Genomic DNA, 17,265 nt, shown 5'->3' with positions numbered 1-17,265 from the left:
AGGCGGTCGGGCTGCCGACCTCGATGCGGCATCCGGTGGCGTTCGCGATCGCGCTCACCCTGGTGACCTACCTGCATGTGGTCATCGGTGAGATGGTTCCCAAGAACCTCGCGCTGGCCCTGCCGGACCGGGCGGTCCTGCTGCTCACCCCGCCCCTGGTCGCCGTGGTGCGGGCGGTGAAGCCGGTGATCTCGGCTCTCAACCTGGTCGCGAACCTCACCCTGCGGGCACTGCGGGTGGAGCCGAAGGACGAGGTCACCAACGTCTACACCCGCGACGAGGTGGCCGGGCTCATCGAGGAGTCGCACCGCGAGGGCCTGCTGGCCGAGGACGAGCACGACCTGCTCACCGGCGCGCTGTCCTTCGACGAGCGCACCGCCCGCAGTGTGCTGCTCCGGCCGGAGGCACTGGTCACCGTCGCACCCACGGTCACGCCGCGGGAGGTCGAGCAGCTCGCCGCCGACACGGGCTTCACCCGTTTCCCGGTCCGTGGCGAGGACGACGACCTCGTCGGCTACCTGCACCTCAAGGACGTCCTGGAGAACCGTGAGGACCGCAGGTCCGCGCCGGTCGCGCCGAAGTGGATCCGGCCGCTGGTGCGGGTCGGCGCGGACGAGAGCCTGCGCACGGTCCTGGCGACAATGCAGCGCTCCGGGTCGCATCTGGCCCGGCTCTCCGACGAGACCGGCCGCATCCTCGGGCTGGTGGCGTTGGAGGACATCCTGGAGGAGCTCGTCGGCGAGATCCGCGACGAGGCGGCCCACCAGCCCGCCTGAGGCCGGCCGCGGGCGGCGTGCGGGTCGCCCGCGTGCGGGTCCGCCCGCGTGCGGCTGCGGTGTGTCCCTGAGCCGGAAGCTCAGGGACACACCCGCCGCGGGCCGACGCCAGGCCGGCAGCGGTCAGCGGCGGCTGGTGCCGGGCCGGCGGCGGTCAGCGGAGGGTGTCCCCGCACAGCGCCATCGGCATCTGGACCTGGAAGACGTCCGCCGCCTGACCGACGCGCACGACGCTCACACAGACGCGCGGGGCGCTCTTCGCGGCGAGATCGACCGGACCGGGCAGCAGGCCGCCCGCGTCGTAGTCCTTCACCGCGCGCAGCGCCGCGATGTACCCGGCCCGGGTCGGGCATGGCCCGGCCTCCTGCAGGCCGCGCAGAAACAGGTCCGCGGTCAGCCAGCCGACCAGGCCGGTGGTCTGCTCGGGCCGCTCGATCTGCGGCGCGTACTGGGCCATCGCGTCGAGGTAACGCTTATGCGCCGGTGTGCGCGCCTCGAACGGCACGAAGTCGACGAGGTAGAAGGTGCCGGCCAGCCCGGTGCGGCGGCGGTCGAGGACCCCGGGGTCGTAGCCGACCGGCTGCATCGCCACCTTCACCGTCACGCCCGCGGCCCTGGCGGCGGCGACGACGTCCGCGAACGCCTGGACGGGCACGACGCCGGTGATCATGTCGGCGCCGGCGGCCCGCACCCGCTCCGCCGCCGCGGCCAGGTCGAAACCGGTGGACGTCCAGGTGATCGTGTCGACCACCTCGACCGCGTCGGCACGCAGGCTGCGCGCCAGCCTGTCCCCGATCTGCCCGGAGGCCGCGAGGGCGTCCGTGCGCAGGATCACCGCCCTGGTCGCCCCGTGGGAGTGCGCGAACACGCCGAAGACCGAGTTGCCGAGGTCGCCGCCGAGCATGTTGGAATAGCCGAACACGTTCTCCCCGCCGGCCGTGAGGTCCTGGCTGATCGTGGGGACGCCGCGTTCGGCCAGGTAGTCGGCCGCCTCGCCGGCGATGCCACTGGTACCGACGATGGCGAACGACTGGGAGCGGTCCACGAGCGAACGTGCGGCGAGCAGCGCGCCCGCCGAGGTCGACTCGTCGTCGCGCCAGTCATACCTGACCTGGCGGCCGTGGACGCCACCGGCGGCGTTCACCTCGCCCAGCCTGGCGTCGACGCCGGCCCGGAACGCGCGGGAGAGCTGGGAGCTGGTTCCGGTGTCCGGGTAGAGCGCGCCGAACCGGACCTCGCCGGCGGTCACGCCGGCCACCGGCGCACAGGTGGCCGCGGACGCCTCGGGCGAGGTGTCGCCGGCTTCCCCGAAGCATCCGCCGATCAGGGTCGCCACCGCCGTCGCCAGTGCCAGGGCACCACCTGCCGCCCGCCGCCGGCGGCCAGTCGCTGCGATCCTCAACAGTGTCCCCCGAGGCAAGAAAGGGATAGTTCGTACTTTTCCGACCATCAGGGCAAACCGGCTCGGCAACGGTACAACATCACGGACGCAGAGCCCAGCGATCGGCCGCCGGGCGGTCGGGCGTCCGGCGGTCGGGCGTCCGGCGGTCGGGCGTCCGGCGGTCGGGCGTCCGGCGGACGGGCGTCCGGCGGTCAGCCGCCCTGGCCACGCCGCGGGCCGGCGGCCACGATCACCGCCATCGACGGGGCCCACCAGTAGCTGCAGTCCGCCGGCGGGCGCAGGCCGTCCACCACCCGCACCGAGAACGTCTCGAAATGGCGCAGCAGCGCACGCTGGTGACGCCGGGAGAGCGAGTCGATCTCGTTCGAGTAGTAGGTGAACGACCCTCCGTCGGCCAGATGCTCGGCGGCGTGCGGGAAGAAGTGCTCGGCGAACGTCGCGTCCCGCACCACGTGGTCGTCGACCTCGCGCTCGTCCAGTGGATAGGTGTCGAACAGGATGCCGTCGAAACGCCCGAGATCCGGCAGCACATCCTGCCAGCGGCCGGTCACGATCCGCACGCCGGCCCGGCCCCCGTCACCGCCCCCGTCACCGCCACCGCCCCCGTCACCGACACCGGCGGCGGCCCACGCCCGCGCGGTCGCGGCGACGTCCGGGTTCGCCTCGATGATCGTGTGCGCCGACGGCCGCAGGCTCTGGACGAACCCGGCCGAGATCCCCAGGCCGAAGCCGACCTCGCAGACCGTCCCCCCGGTGCGGGTCACCGCCTCGGCCAGCGCCCGCATCAGGGGACGCTCCCAGGTCTGCATCACTTCCTGGCCGGAGACCAGCAGGGTGTCGCCGGTGACCACCGGCGTGTCCGCGTCGAGGGCGACCTCGATCCTCGGCCGGGTGGCGCCCGGCACCAGTCGCGGCGCGACCTCGTCGAGAGCCCGGACGTCGGCCACGAACTCGTCCAGTGCCCGCCCGAGCAGCCACTCACGAGGCTCGTCCCCCACCGGCGCCAACAGCGATTCCGACGTCGGGGTGAGACTGACCTCGAACTTCGCCGTGCGGCGCAGCAGCACCATGACCTCCCAGATTCGACACGGGATCGACCGGAAAACCGCCGGAACAGATGGGAAAGTCCGACCGGGATGCACCGTATACGCGGCACACCACTTACACGGCACACCACCGGTCCACACGGAGTCCGCATCCGATCCGTAGATCGGATCCGCACCCGGTCGGCACCCGGTCCACGGGCAATGAACGTGGACGTCGTCTGCGCCGCAGACGGGTGTCGTAGGATCAATGCGACCTGATGTGCCCAGGCAGGAGTGCGGCCCCTTGAGCGGGTATACACAACCGCCGGTGTCCGGGAACACCGCGCGGCCGCTCCGCGCGGAGGACCCCGTCCGGCTCGGCAACTATCGCGTGGTCGGCAGGCTCGGCCAGGGTGGAATGGGCGCGGTCTTTCTCGGCCAGGCGCCGGACGGCACCGCCGTCGCCATCAAGGTGATCCGGCCCGAGCTCGCGTCCCGCCCGGAGTTCCGGGCCCGTTTCGCCCGGGAAGCCGAAAGCGCCCGCAGAGTTCGCCGTTTCACCACCGCGGCGGTCCTCGACGCGGATCCGGATGGCCCACAGCCGTATCTGGTGACGGAATTCGTCGAAGGCCCCACGCTGTCGCGGCATGTCACGGCACGCGGGCCGATGCGGCCGGCCGACCTCGAACAGCTGGCGGTCAGCGTCGCCACCGCGCTGTCGGCCATCCACGCCGCCGGAATCGTGCACCGCGACCTCACGCCCGCGAACGTCCTGCTCTCCCCGGTCGGGCCGAAAGTGATCGATTTCGGGCTCGCCCGCGAGTACGACACGGTCAGCGACCTGTCCCGCAACGTCAAGCAGGCGATCGGCACCCCCGGCTACATGTCACCGGAGCAGATCCTCGACCAGCCCATCACGGCGGCGGTCGACATCTTCGCCTGGGGCTCGATCATCGTCTTCGCCGCCACCGGGCAGCCCCCGTTCGGGCAGGGGCGGGTCGAGGCCGTGCTGTACCGGATCGTGAACGAGCAGCCGCGGCTGGAGGGCGTGACCGGTGAGCTGCGCGACCTCGTCGAGCTCGCGATGCGCAAGGACCCCGGCACCCGTCCCAGCGCCGAGGAGCTGCGCGCGGCCCTGATGGGCGGGGTGGCCATCCCGGATCGGGCGGCCCCGTCCTCTGCCGGCGTGGCCGGCGAAGGCGACCAGGGCGATCGCGCGCAACGCGGACGTCGCTGGTCGCGAGGCGGCCGCAAGGCCACAGAGGGCTCCGCGGCGGGCGCGGCAGCCGGCCCGGCGCGCCCCTCACCGGCCGACACCGTCATCTCGGCGTCGCCCCTCCCGCCCGCGCCACCGACGCCGACCTCGCCGCCCCCGCCGCGCGGCAGCCCTACTCGCCGGCACCGCACTCGCCGGCACCGCATTCACAGGCGCCCCGCTCACCAGCACCGCAGTCGCCCGCACCGCAGTCGCCCTACTCCCCGGCGCCACGCCCACCAGCGACCTACTCGCCCGCGCCCTACTCACCGGCACCCCGCTCGCCGGCGCCGCAGTCACCGGCACCACAGTCACCGGCACCGCACTCACCGGCACCGCACTCACCGGCACCGCACTCACCGGCACCGCACTCACAGGTACCGCACTCACAGGTACCGCAGTCACCGGCACCGCACCCGGCCTCCCCGGCCCCTGTCACGCCGACGGGCTCGGGCACCGCGGCGGTGCGGGGGTCGCACCACCAGGACACGGGCCCCGACACCGGCACGGGGCGGCGCAGGCCCGATCGGCGGGTCGTCATCGCCGGCTTCGCCGTCCTGCTCGCCGCCGGCATCGCGATCCCGGTGGCGACGCTCGGCGGCGGCGGTGACTCACCGTCGAGCGCGGACCGCGACGCCATCGCGACCAGGCTCGCCACCGACGCGGCCGCCAGGCGCGCCGAGGACCCGGAGCTCGCGGCCCGACTGAGCCTCGCCGCCTACCGGATCGCTCCGGTCAGCGCCGCCAAGGACGCCATGATCGCATCGTTCAGCGCGCTGACCACGGTGCAACCACCGGATGCCGCGAGCCCCGGCAAGGACGTCACGTTCAGCCCGTCGGACTCCGTGCTCGCCTCGGCCGGGTCGGACGGTGCGCTGCGGCTCTACCGCCTGACCGACGGCGGCGAGCCGTCGTTGCTCGGCGAGCACCCGACCAACGACCCGGCCACCGCCGTCGCGTTCGCTCCCGACGGCAAGCGGCTGGCCCTCAGCGGCACGCAGGACCCGGCCCGGGTGTGGGATGTGACCGACCCGGCCAAGCCGACGCAGCTGAGTACGGTGTCCGGCCTGGGCACGCCCGTCCAGGTGGCTCTCGGCGCGGACGGGACGCTGCTCGCCGCCGCCACCGCGGACGGCACGTTCGCGCTGTGGCGCCTTTCCAACCCCTCGGCGCCCGAGCCACCGCGCCTGCAGCGCACCGGCTCCGTCATCACCGACATGGCCCTGAACCCGGCCGGGACGCTGCTCGCGACCGCGGGAATCAGCGGGGATGTGCAGCTCTGGGACGTCACCGACCCGGCGCACCCGATGCAGAGCGGAGCGCTCCACGGGCCGGTCAGCGCCGTCAACACCGTCGCCTTCAACGGCGACGGGACGCGGCTGGCCTTGGGCCGGGACGACCGGACCGTCCAGGTGTGGGACGTGAGCGATCCCCAGCAGGGCCGTGTCGTCACCGAGCTGCGCGGGCCCGAAGGCCCCGTCACCGCCGTCGCGTTCGACGAGGCCGGTCAGATCGTCATCGGTGACCAGTCAGGTGTCGTGGGCTACTGGGGCGGGGCGGATCCGGCGGCGGTGGTACGGATCGCTGATGAGGAAAGCCCGATCACGTCCATTGCGATCGACCGCGCGGGTGACCTCCTCGCGTTCACCACCGAAGGCGGCCGGACCTCGATCTGGTCGCTCAACCCCGACAGGCTCACCGCCGTCGCCTGCGCGGAACCGTCGGCGCGGATCACCCCAGCCGAGTGGGAACAGTTCATCCCGGAGATCTCGTACACCGATCCCTGCAGCATCTGACCCACAACCAGGACCGGATGTCGGTTCGGGCCCGCATGCCGCTCGGGTCCACATGCCGCGACCCACGAACCCTGGCTGTCGGCCAGAGCCCGTGGGGTCGCGGTCCGTGCGTTCCGCCGGTAGGGCGGTAAAGCGGCAAAGGGTCGAGCGGTCACACGGTCGAGCGGTCAGGCGGTGACCGGCGGAACGCCCTTGATCAGCTCGTCGACCTGGGCGACGTTCTCGTCGATCGTGCTCTGGGCACGCGGCACATAGTGGGCGTCGAAGGCGATCTTCTCGCCGTTCTCCATGTAGTAGCGCATGAAGGCGGCGGCCCCGGGCTCACGCAGCGAATCCTTACGGGCGTAGACGAACACCGGCTTGCACAGTGGCAGGTAGAACCCGGTACCCGCGGTCACCGCGTTCGGTTCGACGCAGCCCTTGCCGTTGTCGATCTCCAGGCCGCGCAGCTGCGAACCGAACGTCTGGAAGGTCGGGAAGTCGAGGAAGCCGAGCGCGTACTGGTCGCGGGCCACGTCGGTCGCCACGCCGCTGAGGTCCGCCTCCTGGTACTGGCGGGACCGGTCACTGGCGTCGTTCACCGTCGCGTTGAACACCTGCGCCTGCACGCTGTCGCGCGGCGGCCCCACAAAGGTGATCGGCTGCGCCGGGAAGGAGGAGTTGATCTGGTCCCACCGGGTGATCTGCGATCCGGCGTTCCAGATCTTGCGGACCTGGTCGAGGGTCATGCAGCGAGCCCACGAGTTCTGCGGGTTCACCACGATCGGCAGGGTGTGGTGCGCGACCTCGAAGCCGACGATCTGGTCGGCGCAGCCGGGATTGCTCTTGGCGTCGAACTCGAAGGAGGCGTCGGCGACGTCGATCTCGCCCGCGCACAGCTTGGCGAAGCCGTCCTCGGTCGTCGACGAGTTGACATTCACCGTCACGTTCGGCTGGACCTGACGGAACCCCGCGTAGGCGGTCTCGCTGATCGGCGCGACCTCGGCCGAACCGGCGATCAGTACCGTGTTCGGTCCCCGCGTCAGCGGTGCGGGCGACGCGCTCTGCTGCGCCGGAGGGGTCGTGGTCGTCGCGGCGATCGGCACGACCGCGGTCGGTTCCTCGTCGTCGCCCCCGGTCAGGGCGACGCCGAACACGACGCCGGCGGTCACGAACACGATCGCGGCGACCGCGGCGGCGATCGTCGCCCCCGAGCGGCCCCCGAACGGCCCGCCGCCGGAACCCGAACGACCGCCACGACGGGTGTCCGGCCGGGCGGACTGCGGTGGCACCGGCGCGGCGCCGCCGGGATGGCTCTCGCCCGCCGCGTTGACGATCTCCATACCGCCGAGCATCGTCGCCGCGCCTTCGTCGAAGCCGGCGGAGGGGGCGCCCGTCGCGGTCGGATACGTCATCGGAGTGCCTGGGGCCGTGCCCGCCGGCGGCGGGGACGACACCGGGGCGCCGGTACGGCCTCCGATCACGGTGGCGTCGGGGTCAGCCTGCCGCGCCGACGACACCGGCCCGGCGGACGACGCGGAGCCCACCGGGGGAAGCGACCCGACCGGCGGGAACGAGGACACCGGGGGTACGGAACCGGCCGGCGGGAAGGAGCTCGCCGGGGGCACCGAGCCCTCGGCGGGGTAGGAGCCCGGCTGCGAGACCGACCCCCAGGGCGGCACGGATCCCGGCTGCGTGCCGGCAACCGGCGGCCGGATGATCGAGGTGATCTGCTCACCCGGCGAGCGCTCGGCGAGCCCCGCCGCGATCAGCGCCGCGCCGGTGGCGATGTCGTCGTCCGAGCCGACCTGCCAGCGGCCGACACCGGGGAAGGCCGCACGCATCTGGGCCGCGACGAGCGGCATCCGCGCGGTTCCGCCGAACAGCTGCACGGTCGACAGGTCGGCGGGTTCCGCCTGGCCGCTGCGCAGCGCCTGCCGGAACGCCCGCACCGTGTCGTCGACGACCGGCGCGACCAGGGTCTCCAGATCGGAGCGCCGCAGGGTGACCGAAGCCGCCTCCCGGCCCGGGAGGCTGACCGTTACCTCGATCTCCTCCTCCTCGGCGAGGTACTCCTTGGCCTGCGCGCACTCGTCCCGCAGCCGGCCCAGCGCGACCGCGATCGCCGGGTCGCCGAGGTCGAGCCGGTCGCGGCTGGTGCCCGCCTGGGCCAGCGCCCTGTCCACCAGCAGTTCGTCGAACTCGGCCCCGCCGGCGCGGCCGACGCCGACCGGCGATCCAAGCCGTTCGAACCCGAACGGGCTGAAGGACAGCACCGCCGAGTCGAAGTGGCCGGCCCCGAAGTCGTAGAAGCCCACCAGGTCAACGGTCCGGGCCGCCCGGCGGCTGATCAGCAGCGTGCCGATCGCGTCGGCGGACGCGCAGGTCGTGACGGGAGCGGAGACATCCGAAAGCTGGCTGACGGCCTCGGTGAACGCGGCGCGGCGATGCTCCGGCCAGAAGGTCGGATGCGCGACGACGATCTGCTCAGGCTCCTCGCCGCGGGCCGCGACCACCTGGCCGACCAGGTGACCGACCAGCCGGCCGAGGAGACCCTCGGGGCTGTAGGCCGCGCCCGCGACCAGAACGTGGCCGGGCTCGCCCACGCGGTGCAGGAAGCCGCGGGCCGCCCGCCCGGGATCCGCCGTGGCCCGTCGCGCTGCCGACCGGCCGACGAGCATGCCTCCCGCCTGGGGCATGTAGAGCACGGATGGCACCGCCCGCCCGCCGCCCAGGGTGAGCACGGCGGGCCATCCCCCATCGGAGACCGCGAGAACGGTGTTCGCCGATCCGACGTCGATGCCAAGTTGGTAGCCCATGGGTCCTCCGGCTGTTTTCCCTCGTTGTCCGCCGTGGCCGTCACGGACGGACGCAGCGTGATCCCCCCGGCTCCCTCAGCGCCCCCGACACCGTCCGTAATCAGGCGGGTCGTTCACACAACAACGAAAGATCCGGCGGCCACATCGTAGGCCGCCCGGCCAGGAGCTCCCTATCCGGTAGCGGACATCGATATCAGAAGACGGACACCGCACGAAGACCTGCCCTCCGTTGTAACGCCAATGCACCCGAAACACATCTGCCGGAAACGCATCCGTCGGAAGCCACGCCGGAATCCCCCGCCGGATTCCGGGTTCAGCCGATTCCACCCCGCCAGACCACCATCACCGGGCGTCGGGCAGGATCCGGGCGAGGCCCGGTATGCCCGCCGGGGTACAGGCAACCCACGGTTTCACCTCCCGTGCTGCCACCGTTCGAGATCCCGGACCGCCCGCGCGCGAAGCGGTCCTCGGGCCGCCCCACACCAGCCCCTTACGTACAGGTTCCGTCCGCAATAGGCTGCATCGCCCAGAGGTGCGAGTCGACGGATGCTGGGCGGGACGGTGGCCGGCGGCCTGGGCGACATGCGAACCCGGGGTCGATCAACACCGCCGCGAGGACGGAGCGTGAGCCCCATGACGTCGACCGACAACGAAGTCCGACCGACGATCCCCGACCTGCTCCGGCGTGCCGCCGGCGAGTTCGGCCCCGCCGACTACCTGGTCACCCTGACGGACCGGCTGACCTACGCCGAGGCCGACGAGCGGTCGGCGCGGGTGGCCCGGTGGCTGCTGCGCGAGGGCGTGGGCAAGGGCACCCGGGTTGGGCTGTTCTTCCCCACCGGCGTCGAGTGGGTCACCTGGTGGCTGGCAGTCTCCAGGATCGGCGCCCTCGCCGTGCCGCTGAGCACGCTGTACGCGCCAGCCGAGATCGCCAAGGTGGCATGGTTAGCCGACCTGCAGGTGCTGGTGGCGCCCACGCGGGTGCTCAAGATCGACGTCGCCGACCGGTTCGAGGCGGCGTTCTCCGACCTGCCGGGCCAGCTGGCCGGACCGCTGGAGCTGGCGGGCGCGCCGTACCTGCGGCGGATCGTGCTCACCGGCGAGACCGACCGCGGCTGGGCCACCCGGTGGCACGCGCGGGACGCGCCGATGGTGCGCGCCGAGATCCTCGCCGCGGCTGAAGCCGAGGTCACCCCGGCCGACCTGGCCATCATGGTGCACACGTCCGGGTCGACGGCCGACCCGAAGGGCGTCCTGCACACCCACGGCACGCTGGTGCGGCAGACCTCCACCTGGGCCGCCGTCATCCGCCACCTCACAGACGTCGAGGACGCGCCGCGCATCCTGTGCGCCATGCCGTTCTTCTGGATCGGCGGGATCCTCGCCGCGGCCGGAGCGCTGCACGCGCCCGTCGCGGTGCTGTCCCTGGAGCGGCTGGAGGCCGGATCGGCCCTCGACCTCGCCGAGCGGGAACGGGCGAACGGTGTCGTCGGGTGGCCGGCGTTCACCCAGCAGCTGCGGCTGCACCCGTCCTTCCCGGAACGGGACCTGCGTAGCGCGCCCTCACTGCTGCAGGGTCCGGTGGACCTGGCGATGGTGGGTGTCCCCGACGGTCACCCGATTCACCGCAGCCTGACCGAGTCCGGCGGCAGCTTCGCGTTCACCGAGATCGCGATCGTCGACGCGGACGGTGGGCGCGTCCCGGACGGCACGGTCGGCGAGCTGCTCATCCGCGGTATCGGCGTGATGGCCGGATACAACAAGCGCGAACGGTGGGAGGTCTTCGACGCGGACGGCTGGTACCACACCAGCGACCGGGTCTACCAGAGGACGGGCGACCCACGGCTGTTCTACGTCGGCCGGGACAGCGAGCTCATCAAGGCCGCCGGCTCGAACGTGTCGCCACGCGAGGTCGAGGCCGTCATCGAGGAGTTCCCCGAGGTGGCGCACTGCGTCGTCGTCGGAGTCGAGCACCCGTCCCGTGGCGAGGAGGTGTGCGCGGTCGTGGTGGCGGCGGGAGGGGATCTGGACACCGCGGAGCTGGCCGCGCGGGCCCGGACGCGTCTGTCCGCCTACAAGGTGCCCACCCGGTGGATAGTCGCGGCCGGCGACGAGGTGCCGGCGCTGCCCAGCGGCAAGCCCGACCGCAGGGGCCTGCGGGGGCTGGTCGATGAGGGCCGCCTGAAGTAGCCGGGCCGCCGGCGTCAGGCGTCGAACGCCTCGAGAATGGTGTCGGCGGCGAGGCTCGGCGTCAGGGCGCCGTCGCGCACCCGCCGTTCGATGTCGGCGGTGACCGCCTGGACCGCGGCGCTGTCGCGCAGCCGGCCCAGCAGGCGGTCCTGGACCATCGCCCACGTCCAGTCGACCTGCTGGCGGCGGCGGCGCTCGGCCAGCTCGCCGGAGGCGTCGAGGACGTTCTGGTGCTGCACGACCTGACCCCACACCGTGTCCAGCCCGGTCTTCTCTGCGGCGCTGCAGGTGAGGACCGGGGTCTGCCACTCGCGGGCGGACCCCTGCAACAGCCGGATCGCACCGGCGAGCTCCCGGGCGGCCCGGCGGGCGTCCAGCTCGTGCGGCCCGTCGGCCTTGTTGACGGCGATCACGTCCGCCAGCTCCAGGACGCCCTTCTTGATGCCCTGCAGCTGGTCGCCGGTGCGGGCCAGGGTCAGGAACAGGAAGGTGTCCACCATGTCGGCGACCGTGGTCTCGGACTGGCCCACGCCGACGGTCTCGACGAGCACGACGTCGTAGCCGGCCGCCTCCATGATGATCATGGCTTCGCGGGTGGCCTTGGCGACGCCGCCGAGCGTGCCGGCCGTCGGCGAGGGGCGGATGAAGGCCGCCGGGTCGGCGGACAGTGCCGCCATCCGGGTCTTGTCACCGAGGATGCTGCCCCCGGTCCGGGTCGAGGACGGGTCGACCGCGAGGACCGCCACCTGGTGGCCCTTCGCGGTGAGCATCGTCCCGAGCGCGTCGATGAACGTCGACTTGCCCACCCCGGGCACGCCGGTGATGCCGACCCGACGAGCCTTGCCGGCGTGCGGCAGCAGCGCCACCAGCAGCTGCTGCGCGGCCGCACGATGGTCGGCCCGGGTGGACTCGACGAGTGTGACGGCCCGCGCGATCCACATCCTGGACGCCGCGAGGACGCCGTCGGCGTACTCGGCGACGTCGACGGCCCGGCGCGCCACCGTGGTCAGGATGCCTCGGCGGACCCGGGCTGCCCGGCCTGCGCGTGGCCGAGCTGCTCGGACAGGGTCGCCAGCAGCTCGAGCGCGGCGTCCGCGATGACCGTTCCGGGCGGGAAGATCGCCGCGGCGCCGGCGGCCCGCAGCGCGTCGAAGTCCTGCGGCGGGATGACCCCGCCGACGACGACGAGGATGTCGTCCCGCCCCAGCTCGGCCAGCTCCTCCTTCAGCGCCGGGACCAGCGTGAGGTGCCCGGCCGCCAGCGAGTTCACCCCGATGATCTGGACGTCCGCCTCGATGGCCTGGCGGGCCACCTCGGCGGGGGTCTGGAACAGCGGGCCGACGTCCACGTCGAAGCCGATGTCGGCGAAGCCGGTGGCGATCACCTTCTGGCCGCGGTCGTGGCCGTCCTGGCCCATCTTCGCGACGAGGATGCGGGGGCGGCGGCCCTCCTCGCGCTCGAAGGCGGCGGCGGCGTCGCGGGCGGCGACGATGTTCCCGGCCGACCCGGCTTCGTCCCGATACACACCGGAGATGGTACGGATCTGCCCGGCGTGACGCCCGTAGACCTTCTCCAGGGCGTCGGAGATCTCACCGACGGTGGCCTTCGCGCGGGCGGCGTCGACGGCCAGGGCGAGCAGGTTGTGCCCCAGGTCGGCGGGCCGGGAGCCGTCGCGGGCCGCCTCGGCGGCGCCGGTCAGCGCGCGCAGCGCGGACTCGACGGCGGCGCTGTCACGCTCCTCGCGCAGCCGGCGCAGCTTCTCGATCTGACCGGCCCGCACGGCCGAGTTGTCGACCTTGAGAACCTCGATGGCCTCGTCCGCGTCGACCCGGTACTTGTTGACCCCGACGAGCGGCTGGCGGCCGGCGTCGATACGGGCCTGGGTGCGGGCCGCGGCCTCCTCGATGCGCATCTTGGGGATGCCGGCGTCGATCGCCTGCGCCATGCCGCCGCTGGACTCGACCTCGCTGATGTGGCCCCAGGCCTTGCGCGCCAGGTCGTAGGTCAGCTTCTCGACGAAGTAGCTGCCGCCCCACGGGTCGACGACCCGGGTGGTGCCGGACTCCTGCTGCAGCAGCAGCTGGGTGTTGCGGGCGATGCGGGCGGAGAAGTCGGTGGGCAGGGCCAGCGCCTCGTCGAGGGCGTTGGTGTGCAGCGACTGGGTGTGCCCCTGGGTCGCCGCCATCGCCTCGACGCAGGTGCGCACCACGTTGTTGAAGACGTCCTGCGCGGTCAGCGACCAGCCGGACGTCTGCGAGTGGGTGCGCAGCGACGTCGAGCGCGGGCTCTTCGGCTCGAACTGGTTCACCAGCCGCGCCCACAGCAGCCGGGCGGCGCGCATCTTGGCGACTTCCATGAAGAAGTTCATGCCGATCGCCCAGAAGAACGACAGCCGGGGCGCGAACGCGTCGATCGCCAGCCCGGCGTTGCGCCCGGCCCGGATGTACTCGACGCCGTCCGCGAGCGTGTAGGCGAGCTCCAGGTCGGCGGTCGCGCCCGCCTCCTGCATGTGGTAGCCGGAGATGGAGATCGAGTTGAACTTCGGCATCTTCTGCGAGGTGTACGCGAAGATGTCCGAGATGATCTGCATCGAGGGCTGCGGCGGGTAGATGTAGGTGTTGCGGACCATGAACTCTTTGAGGATGTCGTTCTGGATGGTGCCGGCGAGCTGCTCCGGCGCCACCCCCTGCTCCTCGGCCGCCACGATGTAGAGCGCCAGCACCGGCAGCACGGCGCCGTTCATGGTCATCGAGACGCTCATGCGGTCCAGCGGGATGCCCTCGAACAGCTGGCGCATGTCGTAGATCGAGTCGATGGCGACCCCGGCCATGCCGACGTCGCCGGTGACCCGCGGGTGGTCGCTGTCGTAGCCGCGGTGGGTCGGCAGGTCGAAGGCGACCGACAGGCCCTTCTGGCCGGCGGCCAGGTTGCGCCGGTAGAACGCGTTCGACTCCGCCGCGGTGGAGAAGCCGGCGTACTGGCGGATCGTCCACGGCTGGGTCACGTACATCGCCGGGTACGGGCCGCGCAGGTAGGGCGCGACACCCGGGTAGGTGCCCAGGAAGTCCAGGCCGGCGGTGTCGGCCGCGGTGTAGAGCGGCTTGACCGCGATGCCCTCGGGAGTGTCCCAGGTGAGGGCGTCGACGTCCTTGCCGGTGGTCTTCTCCAGCGCGGCCCGCCACTGGGCCTCGTCGGCGTCGGCACCCGCCGGCGCGCCGAGTGCGATCTCGGAGAAGTCGGGGATCGAAGACATCAGGCCACTCCCACCGCTGCCAGGGTCGTGCTCAGCACCTCGACGGCGTTGCAGCCGGCGAAGACGTACCCGGTCACCCCGGCCGCGGCGTCGGTCTCCGCGCGGGCACCGGCCTTGCCGGCCAGCCAGATCCGTTCCGCCCCGGCGGCGCGCAGCGCCTCGGCGACCGGTGCCGCCCACTCGGCGTAGACCTTGTCCGCCGAGCACAGGCAGGCGACCTTCGCGCCGGACGCGGTGAACGCGGCCGTGATCGCAGCCGGGTCCGTGCCCGGCCCGGCGTCGGGTGTGGCCAGGCCCCCGGCCTGGAACAGGTTCGCGGCGAACGTCGACCGGCCGGTGAAGGCCGACACGCTGCCGATCGTCGCCAGGAAGACCACCGGACGGGCACCGGTCGCCGCGGTGTGGGCGTCCGAACGGGCCCGCAGCGCCTCGTAGTCCTGGTCGTAGGTGATGACGGGCAGGCCACCGCCACCGGTGCCCGCGGCTGCTCCGGTGCCTGCGGGCTCCGCGCTCGGGGCGGGCTCGCGGGCGGGCAGCGTCTCGCCCAGGTTCGGGAACTCACTCACCCCGGTCAGCGGGTCACGCCGATGCGCGAGCGCGTCGGCCCGGGCCGTCCAGGTGGCGTCCAGCCGGGCCCGCAGCGAGCCGTCCGCCAGCGTCGCGGCGATCCCGCCGGCACGCTCGATCTCGGTGAAGATCGCCCACGCGGCGGCGGCCAGCTGGTCGGTCAGCGTCTCGACGTACCAGGACCCACCGGCCGGGTCGACCACCCGGATCAGACTCGACTCCTCCTGGAGCAGGGTCTGGGTGTTGCGCGCGATCCGCCGGGAGAAGTCGTCCGGCAGCCCCAGCCGGCTGTCGAAGGGCAGGACCGTCACCGCGTCCGCGCCACCGACACCGGCGGCGAAGCAGGCAACGGTCGTGCGCAGCATGTTCACCCACGGGTCGCGGCGACTCATCATCGCGGCCGAGGTCACCGCGTGCTGGCGCTGGGCCCGCACCTGGGCCGGCGCGCCGCAGACCTCCGCGACCCGCGCCCACAGCCGCCGCGCCGCCCGCAGCTTGGCGATCGTCAGGAACTGGTCGGCGCTCGCCGCATACCGGAACTCCAGCTGGCCCAAGGCGTCGTCCACGCTCAGCCCGGCCGCGGTCAGCTCCCGCAGGTAGGCGACCCCGGTGGCGATCGACGCGCCGAGCTCCTCGGCGTCGCTGCCGCCGGCATCGTGGTATGCACGGGCGTCGACGACCAGTGTGCGCAGCCGCGGGTACTCGGCGGCCACCCGGGGCGCGAGCGCGCGGACCGCGGTGAAGTCGGGCGCGGTCCCCGCCCGCGCGGCGAGCCCCAGCGGATCGGCACCCAGCACCCCGCTGACCTGGGACGCCGGTACACCGCGTGCGTCGGCCAGCGCCAGGAAGGCGGCCGCGGCATCGGCGGTGAGCGGGCCGGCGTCGAGCACCACCGGCGCGAGGTCCAGGTAGACGTCCTTCAGGATCGCGGCGAGACCGTCCAGCGGCAGCCCCGCCGGCCCGAGCCGAAGCCACAGCGAGCTCACGCCGTTCTCCAGGTCGGCGAGCACCGCCTGGGCAGTGAGCCCCGCGTCGGGATGGCTGTGCAGCGCGCGCACATCCCATCCGTCGGTGTTGGCGCCCTGCGGCCGCGTACCGCGCACGAACGGCGCGAGCCCCGGCAGGCCCGTCGGCGCGAGCGCCGCGCCGTCGGCCGCGTCGTACAGCGGACGGATGCTGATGCCCTCATACGTCGAGGTCGCGATCAGATCCTCGGCCTCGTCCGGGCTGGCGTCCTCGCCCGCGACCCCGGACTTGCGCAGCACGCCCAGGACGAGCTTGCGCCACTCATCCCGGGTCGCCCTCGGAAAGTCGGCGGCCAACTCCAGCTCCACCGGTGGAACGGTCATGACAGGCAATGCTAGGGGGCAACGACCTCGGAGGCTCGGAGCATGTTCGCCCCGTCACAGAGCCTTGCGCCGGATGCCCCTCCCACCAGCTGCGCGACGCCCTCATCAGCCGCCCCAAGACCAACATCAACGACCTGGAGGCCAAGGCCGAAGCAGGTCAGCGGACCAGGAGGACCACGGCCACGACCACACCCAGCACGACGACCGCGGTGCGCAGGACATTCGCGGGCAGAATCCGGGCGACCCGCGCGCCGAGCACACCACCGCAGGCCGACGTCACCACCAGAATGCCCGCGAAGGCCCAGGAGACCTGCGCCGTCACCAGAAAGACCACGACACCGATCGAGTTGACGCCGAAGGAGAGAAGCGTCTTGAGCGCGTTCGTCCGCTGCAGCTCGTCGACGAGAAGAATGCCGAGCACACCCAGCAGCAGAACGCCGAGCCCGGCGCCGAAATAGGAGCCGTACGCGCCGGCGACGAACACGCCGATACGCGTCGGCCAGGTGATGGCGCCCTCCACCGGCCCGGGTTCCCTCCCTGCCTCCGTCCCGGACTGTGTGGCGGCCGCGGTGGCCACCGCGGCCGCCACCGTGGCGGCCCGCCGCCGGGCGACCACGGCCGCGAGCCGGGACTGCACCGCGAGCAGCAGGCAGGCAGCGAGGACCAGGAACGGAACAGCCGACTTGAACCCGTCGGAGGGCGTCAGCAGGAGCACGATCGCGCCGATCAGGCCACCGAGCATCGCGGGGGGCGCCAGCGCCTTCAGCCGGTCGGTCTGGCCACGCAGCTCCCGCCGGTACCCGAGCGCTCCGCCCGCATAGCCGGTGACGAGACCGACCGAAGAGGTGATGTTG

Annotated in this window: 10 protein-coding genes and 1 pseudogene; 4 read left to right on the top strand and 7 right to left on the bottom strand. The window is 72.7% G+C overall.

Annotation, left to right across the window (positions count from 1 at the left end; all coding sequences use genetic code 11):
- Window positions 1-776: CNNM domain-containing protein (locus FREUN1FDRAFT_RS32765; RefSeq protein ID WP_006544640.1), on the top strand; the 776-nt coding region annotated here is incomplete at its 5' end.
- Between the two features lie 154 nt (window positions 777-930).
- Here the strand turns inward: FREUN1FDRAFT_RS32765 and FREUN1FDRAFT_RS32760 are convergent.
- Window positions 931-2,178, bottom strand: a complete 1,248-nt coding sequence (locus tag FREUN1FDRAFT_RS32760) for an ABC transporter substrate-binding protein (RefSeq protein ID WP_006544639.1) — start codon at window positions 2,176-2,178, stop codon at window positions 931-933.
- Between the two features lie 191 nt (window positions 2,179-2,369).
- Entirely contained in the window at window positions 2,370-3,242 is an 873-nt protein-coding gene (locus FREUN1FDRAFT_RS32755; protein ID WP_035955788.1) for a methyltransferase, read from the bottom strand.
- A 229-nt stretch (window positions 3,243-3,471) separates the two neighbouring features.
- Here FREUN1FDRAFT_RS32755 and FREUN1FDRAFT_RS47045 point away from each other — a divergent pair.
- Window positions 3,472-4,278 (top strand): annotated as a pseudogene (locus FREUN1FDRAFT_RS47045) (serine/threonine-protein kinase); the annotation flags it as partial.
- Window positions 4,279-4,922: 644 nt separating this feature from the next.
- Window positions 4,923-6,254, top strand: coding sequence for a WD40 repeat domain-containing protein (locus FREUN1FDRAFT_RS47040; RefSeq protein WP_006544636.1), 1,332 nt, complete (start codon window positions 4,923-4,925; stop codon window positions 6,252-6,254).
- A 167-nt stretch (window positions 6,255-6,421) separates the two neighbouring features.
- Here the strand turns inward: FREUN1FDRAFT_RS47040 and FREUN1FDRAFT_RS32735 are convergent, their stop codons facing one another.
- Window positions 6,422-9,052 carry an Hsp70 family protein gene (locus FREUN1FDRAFT_RS32735; protein WP_006544635.1) on the bottom strand — a complete coding sequence of 877 codons (2,631 nt, stop codon included), beginning with the start codon at window positions 9,050-9,052 and terminating at the stop codon, window positions 6,422-6,424.
- Between the two features lie 633 nt (window positions 9,053-9,685).
- Here FREUN1FDRAFT_RS32735 and FREUN1FDRAFT_RS32730 point away from each other — a divergent pair.
- Window positions 9,686-11,242: a class I adenylate-forming enzyme family protein gene (locus FREUN1FDRAFT_RS32730; RefSeq protein WP_006544634.1), complete on the top strand. Its 1,557-nt coding sequence runs from the start codon at window positions 9,686-9,688 to the stop codon at window positions 11,240-11,242.
- Between the two features lie 14 nt (window positions 11,243-11,256).
- On the opposite strand, the gene meaB is transcribed toward FREUN1FDRAFT_RS32730, so the two are convergent.
- From meaB to FREUN1FDRAFT_RS32710, 4 genes are all read right to left on the bottom strand, one after another.
- Window positions 11,257-12,243 carry a methylmalonyl Co-A mutase-associated GTPase MeaB gene (gene meaB, locus FREUN1FDRAFT_RS32725; RefSeq protein WP_006544633.1) on the bottom strand — a complete coding sequence of 329 codons (987 nt, stop codon included), beginning with the start codon at window positions 12,241-12,243 and terminating at the stop codon, window positions 11,257-11,259.
- Between the two features lie 5 nt (window positions 12,244-12,248).
- On the bottom strand, window positions 12,249-14,495 hold the full coding sequence (scpA, locus tag FREUN1FDRAFT_RS32720) for a methylmalonyl-CoA mutase (RefSeq protein ID WP_006544632.1): 2,247 nt from the start codon (window positions 14,493-14,495) through the stop codon (window positions 12,249-12,251).
- On the bottom strand, window positions 14,495-16,411 hold the full coding sequence (locus FREUN1FDRAFT_RS32715) for a methylmalonyl-CoA mutase family protein (RefSeq protein ID WP_006544631.1): 1,917 nt from the start codon (window positions 16,409-16,411) through the stop codon (window positions 14,495-14,497). The genes scpA and FREUN1FDRAFT_RS32715 overlap by 1 nt, the downstream gene beginning before the upstream one ends.
- 157 nt (window positions 16,412-16,568) lie before the next feature.
- The coding region (locus FREUN1FDRAFT_RS32710; RefSeq protein ID WP_006544630.1) for a sulfite exporter TauE/SafE family protein at window positions 16,569-17,265 on the bottom strand (697 nt) is incomplete at its 5' end.

The organism is Parafrankia sp. EUN1f, from assembly GCF_000177675.1.
Classification (GTDB): domain Bacteria; phylum Actinomycetota; class Actinomycetes; order Frankiales; family Frankiaceae; genus Parafrankia.
The sequence above is the reverse complement of the archived record's forward strand: the minus strand, read 5'-3'. Positions and strand labels throughout refer to the sequence as shown.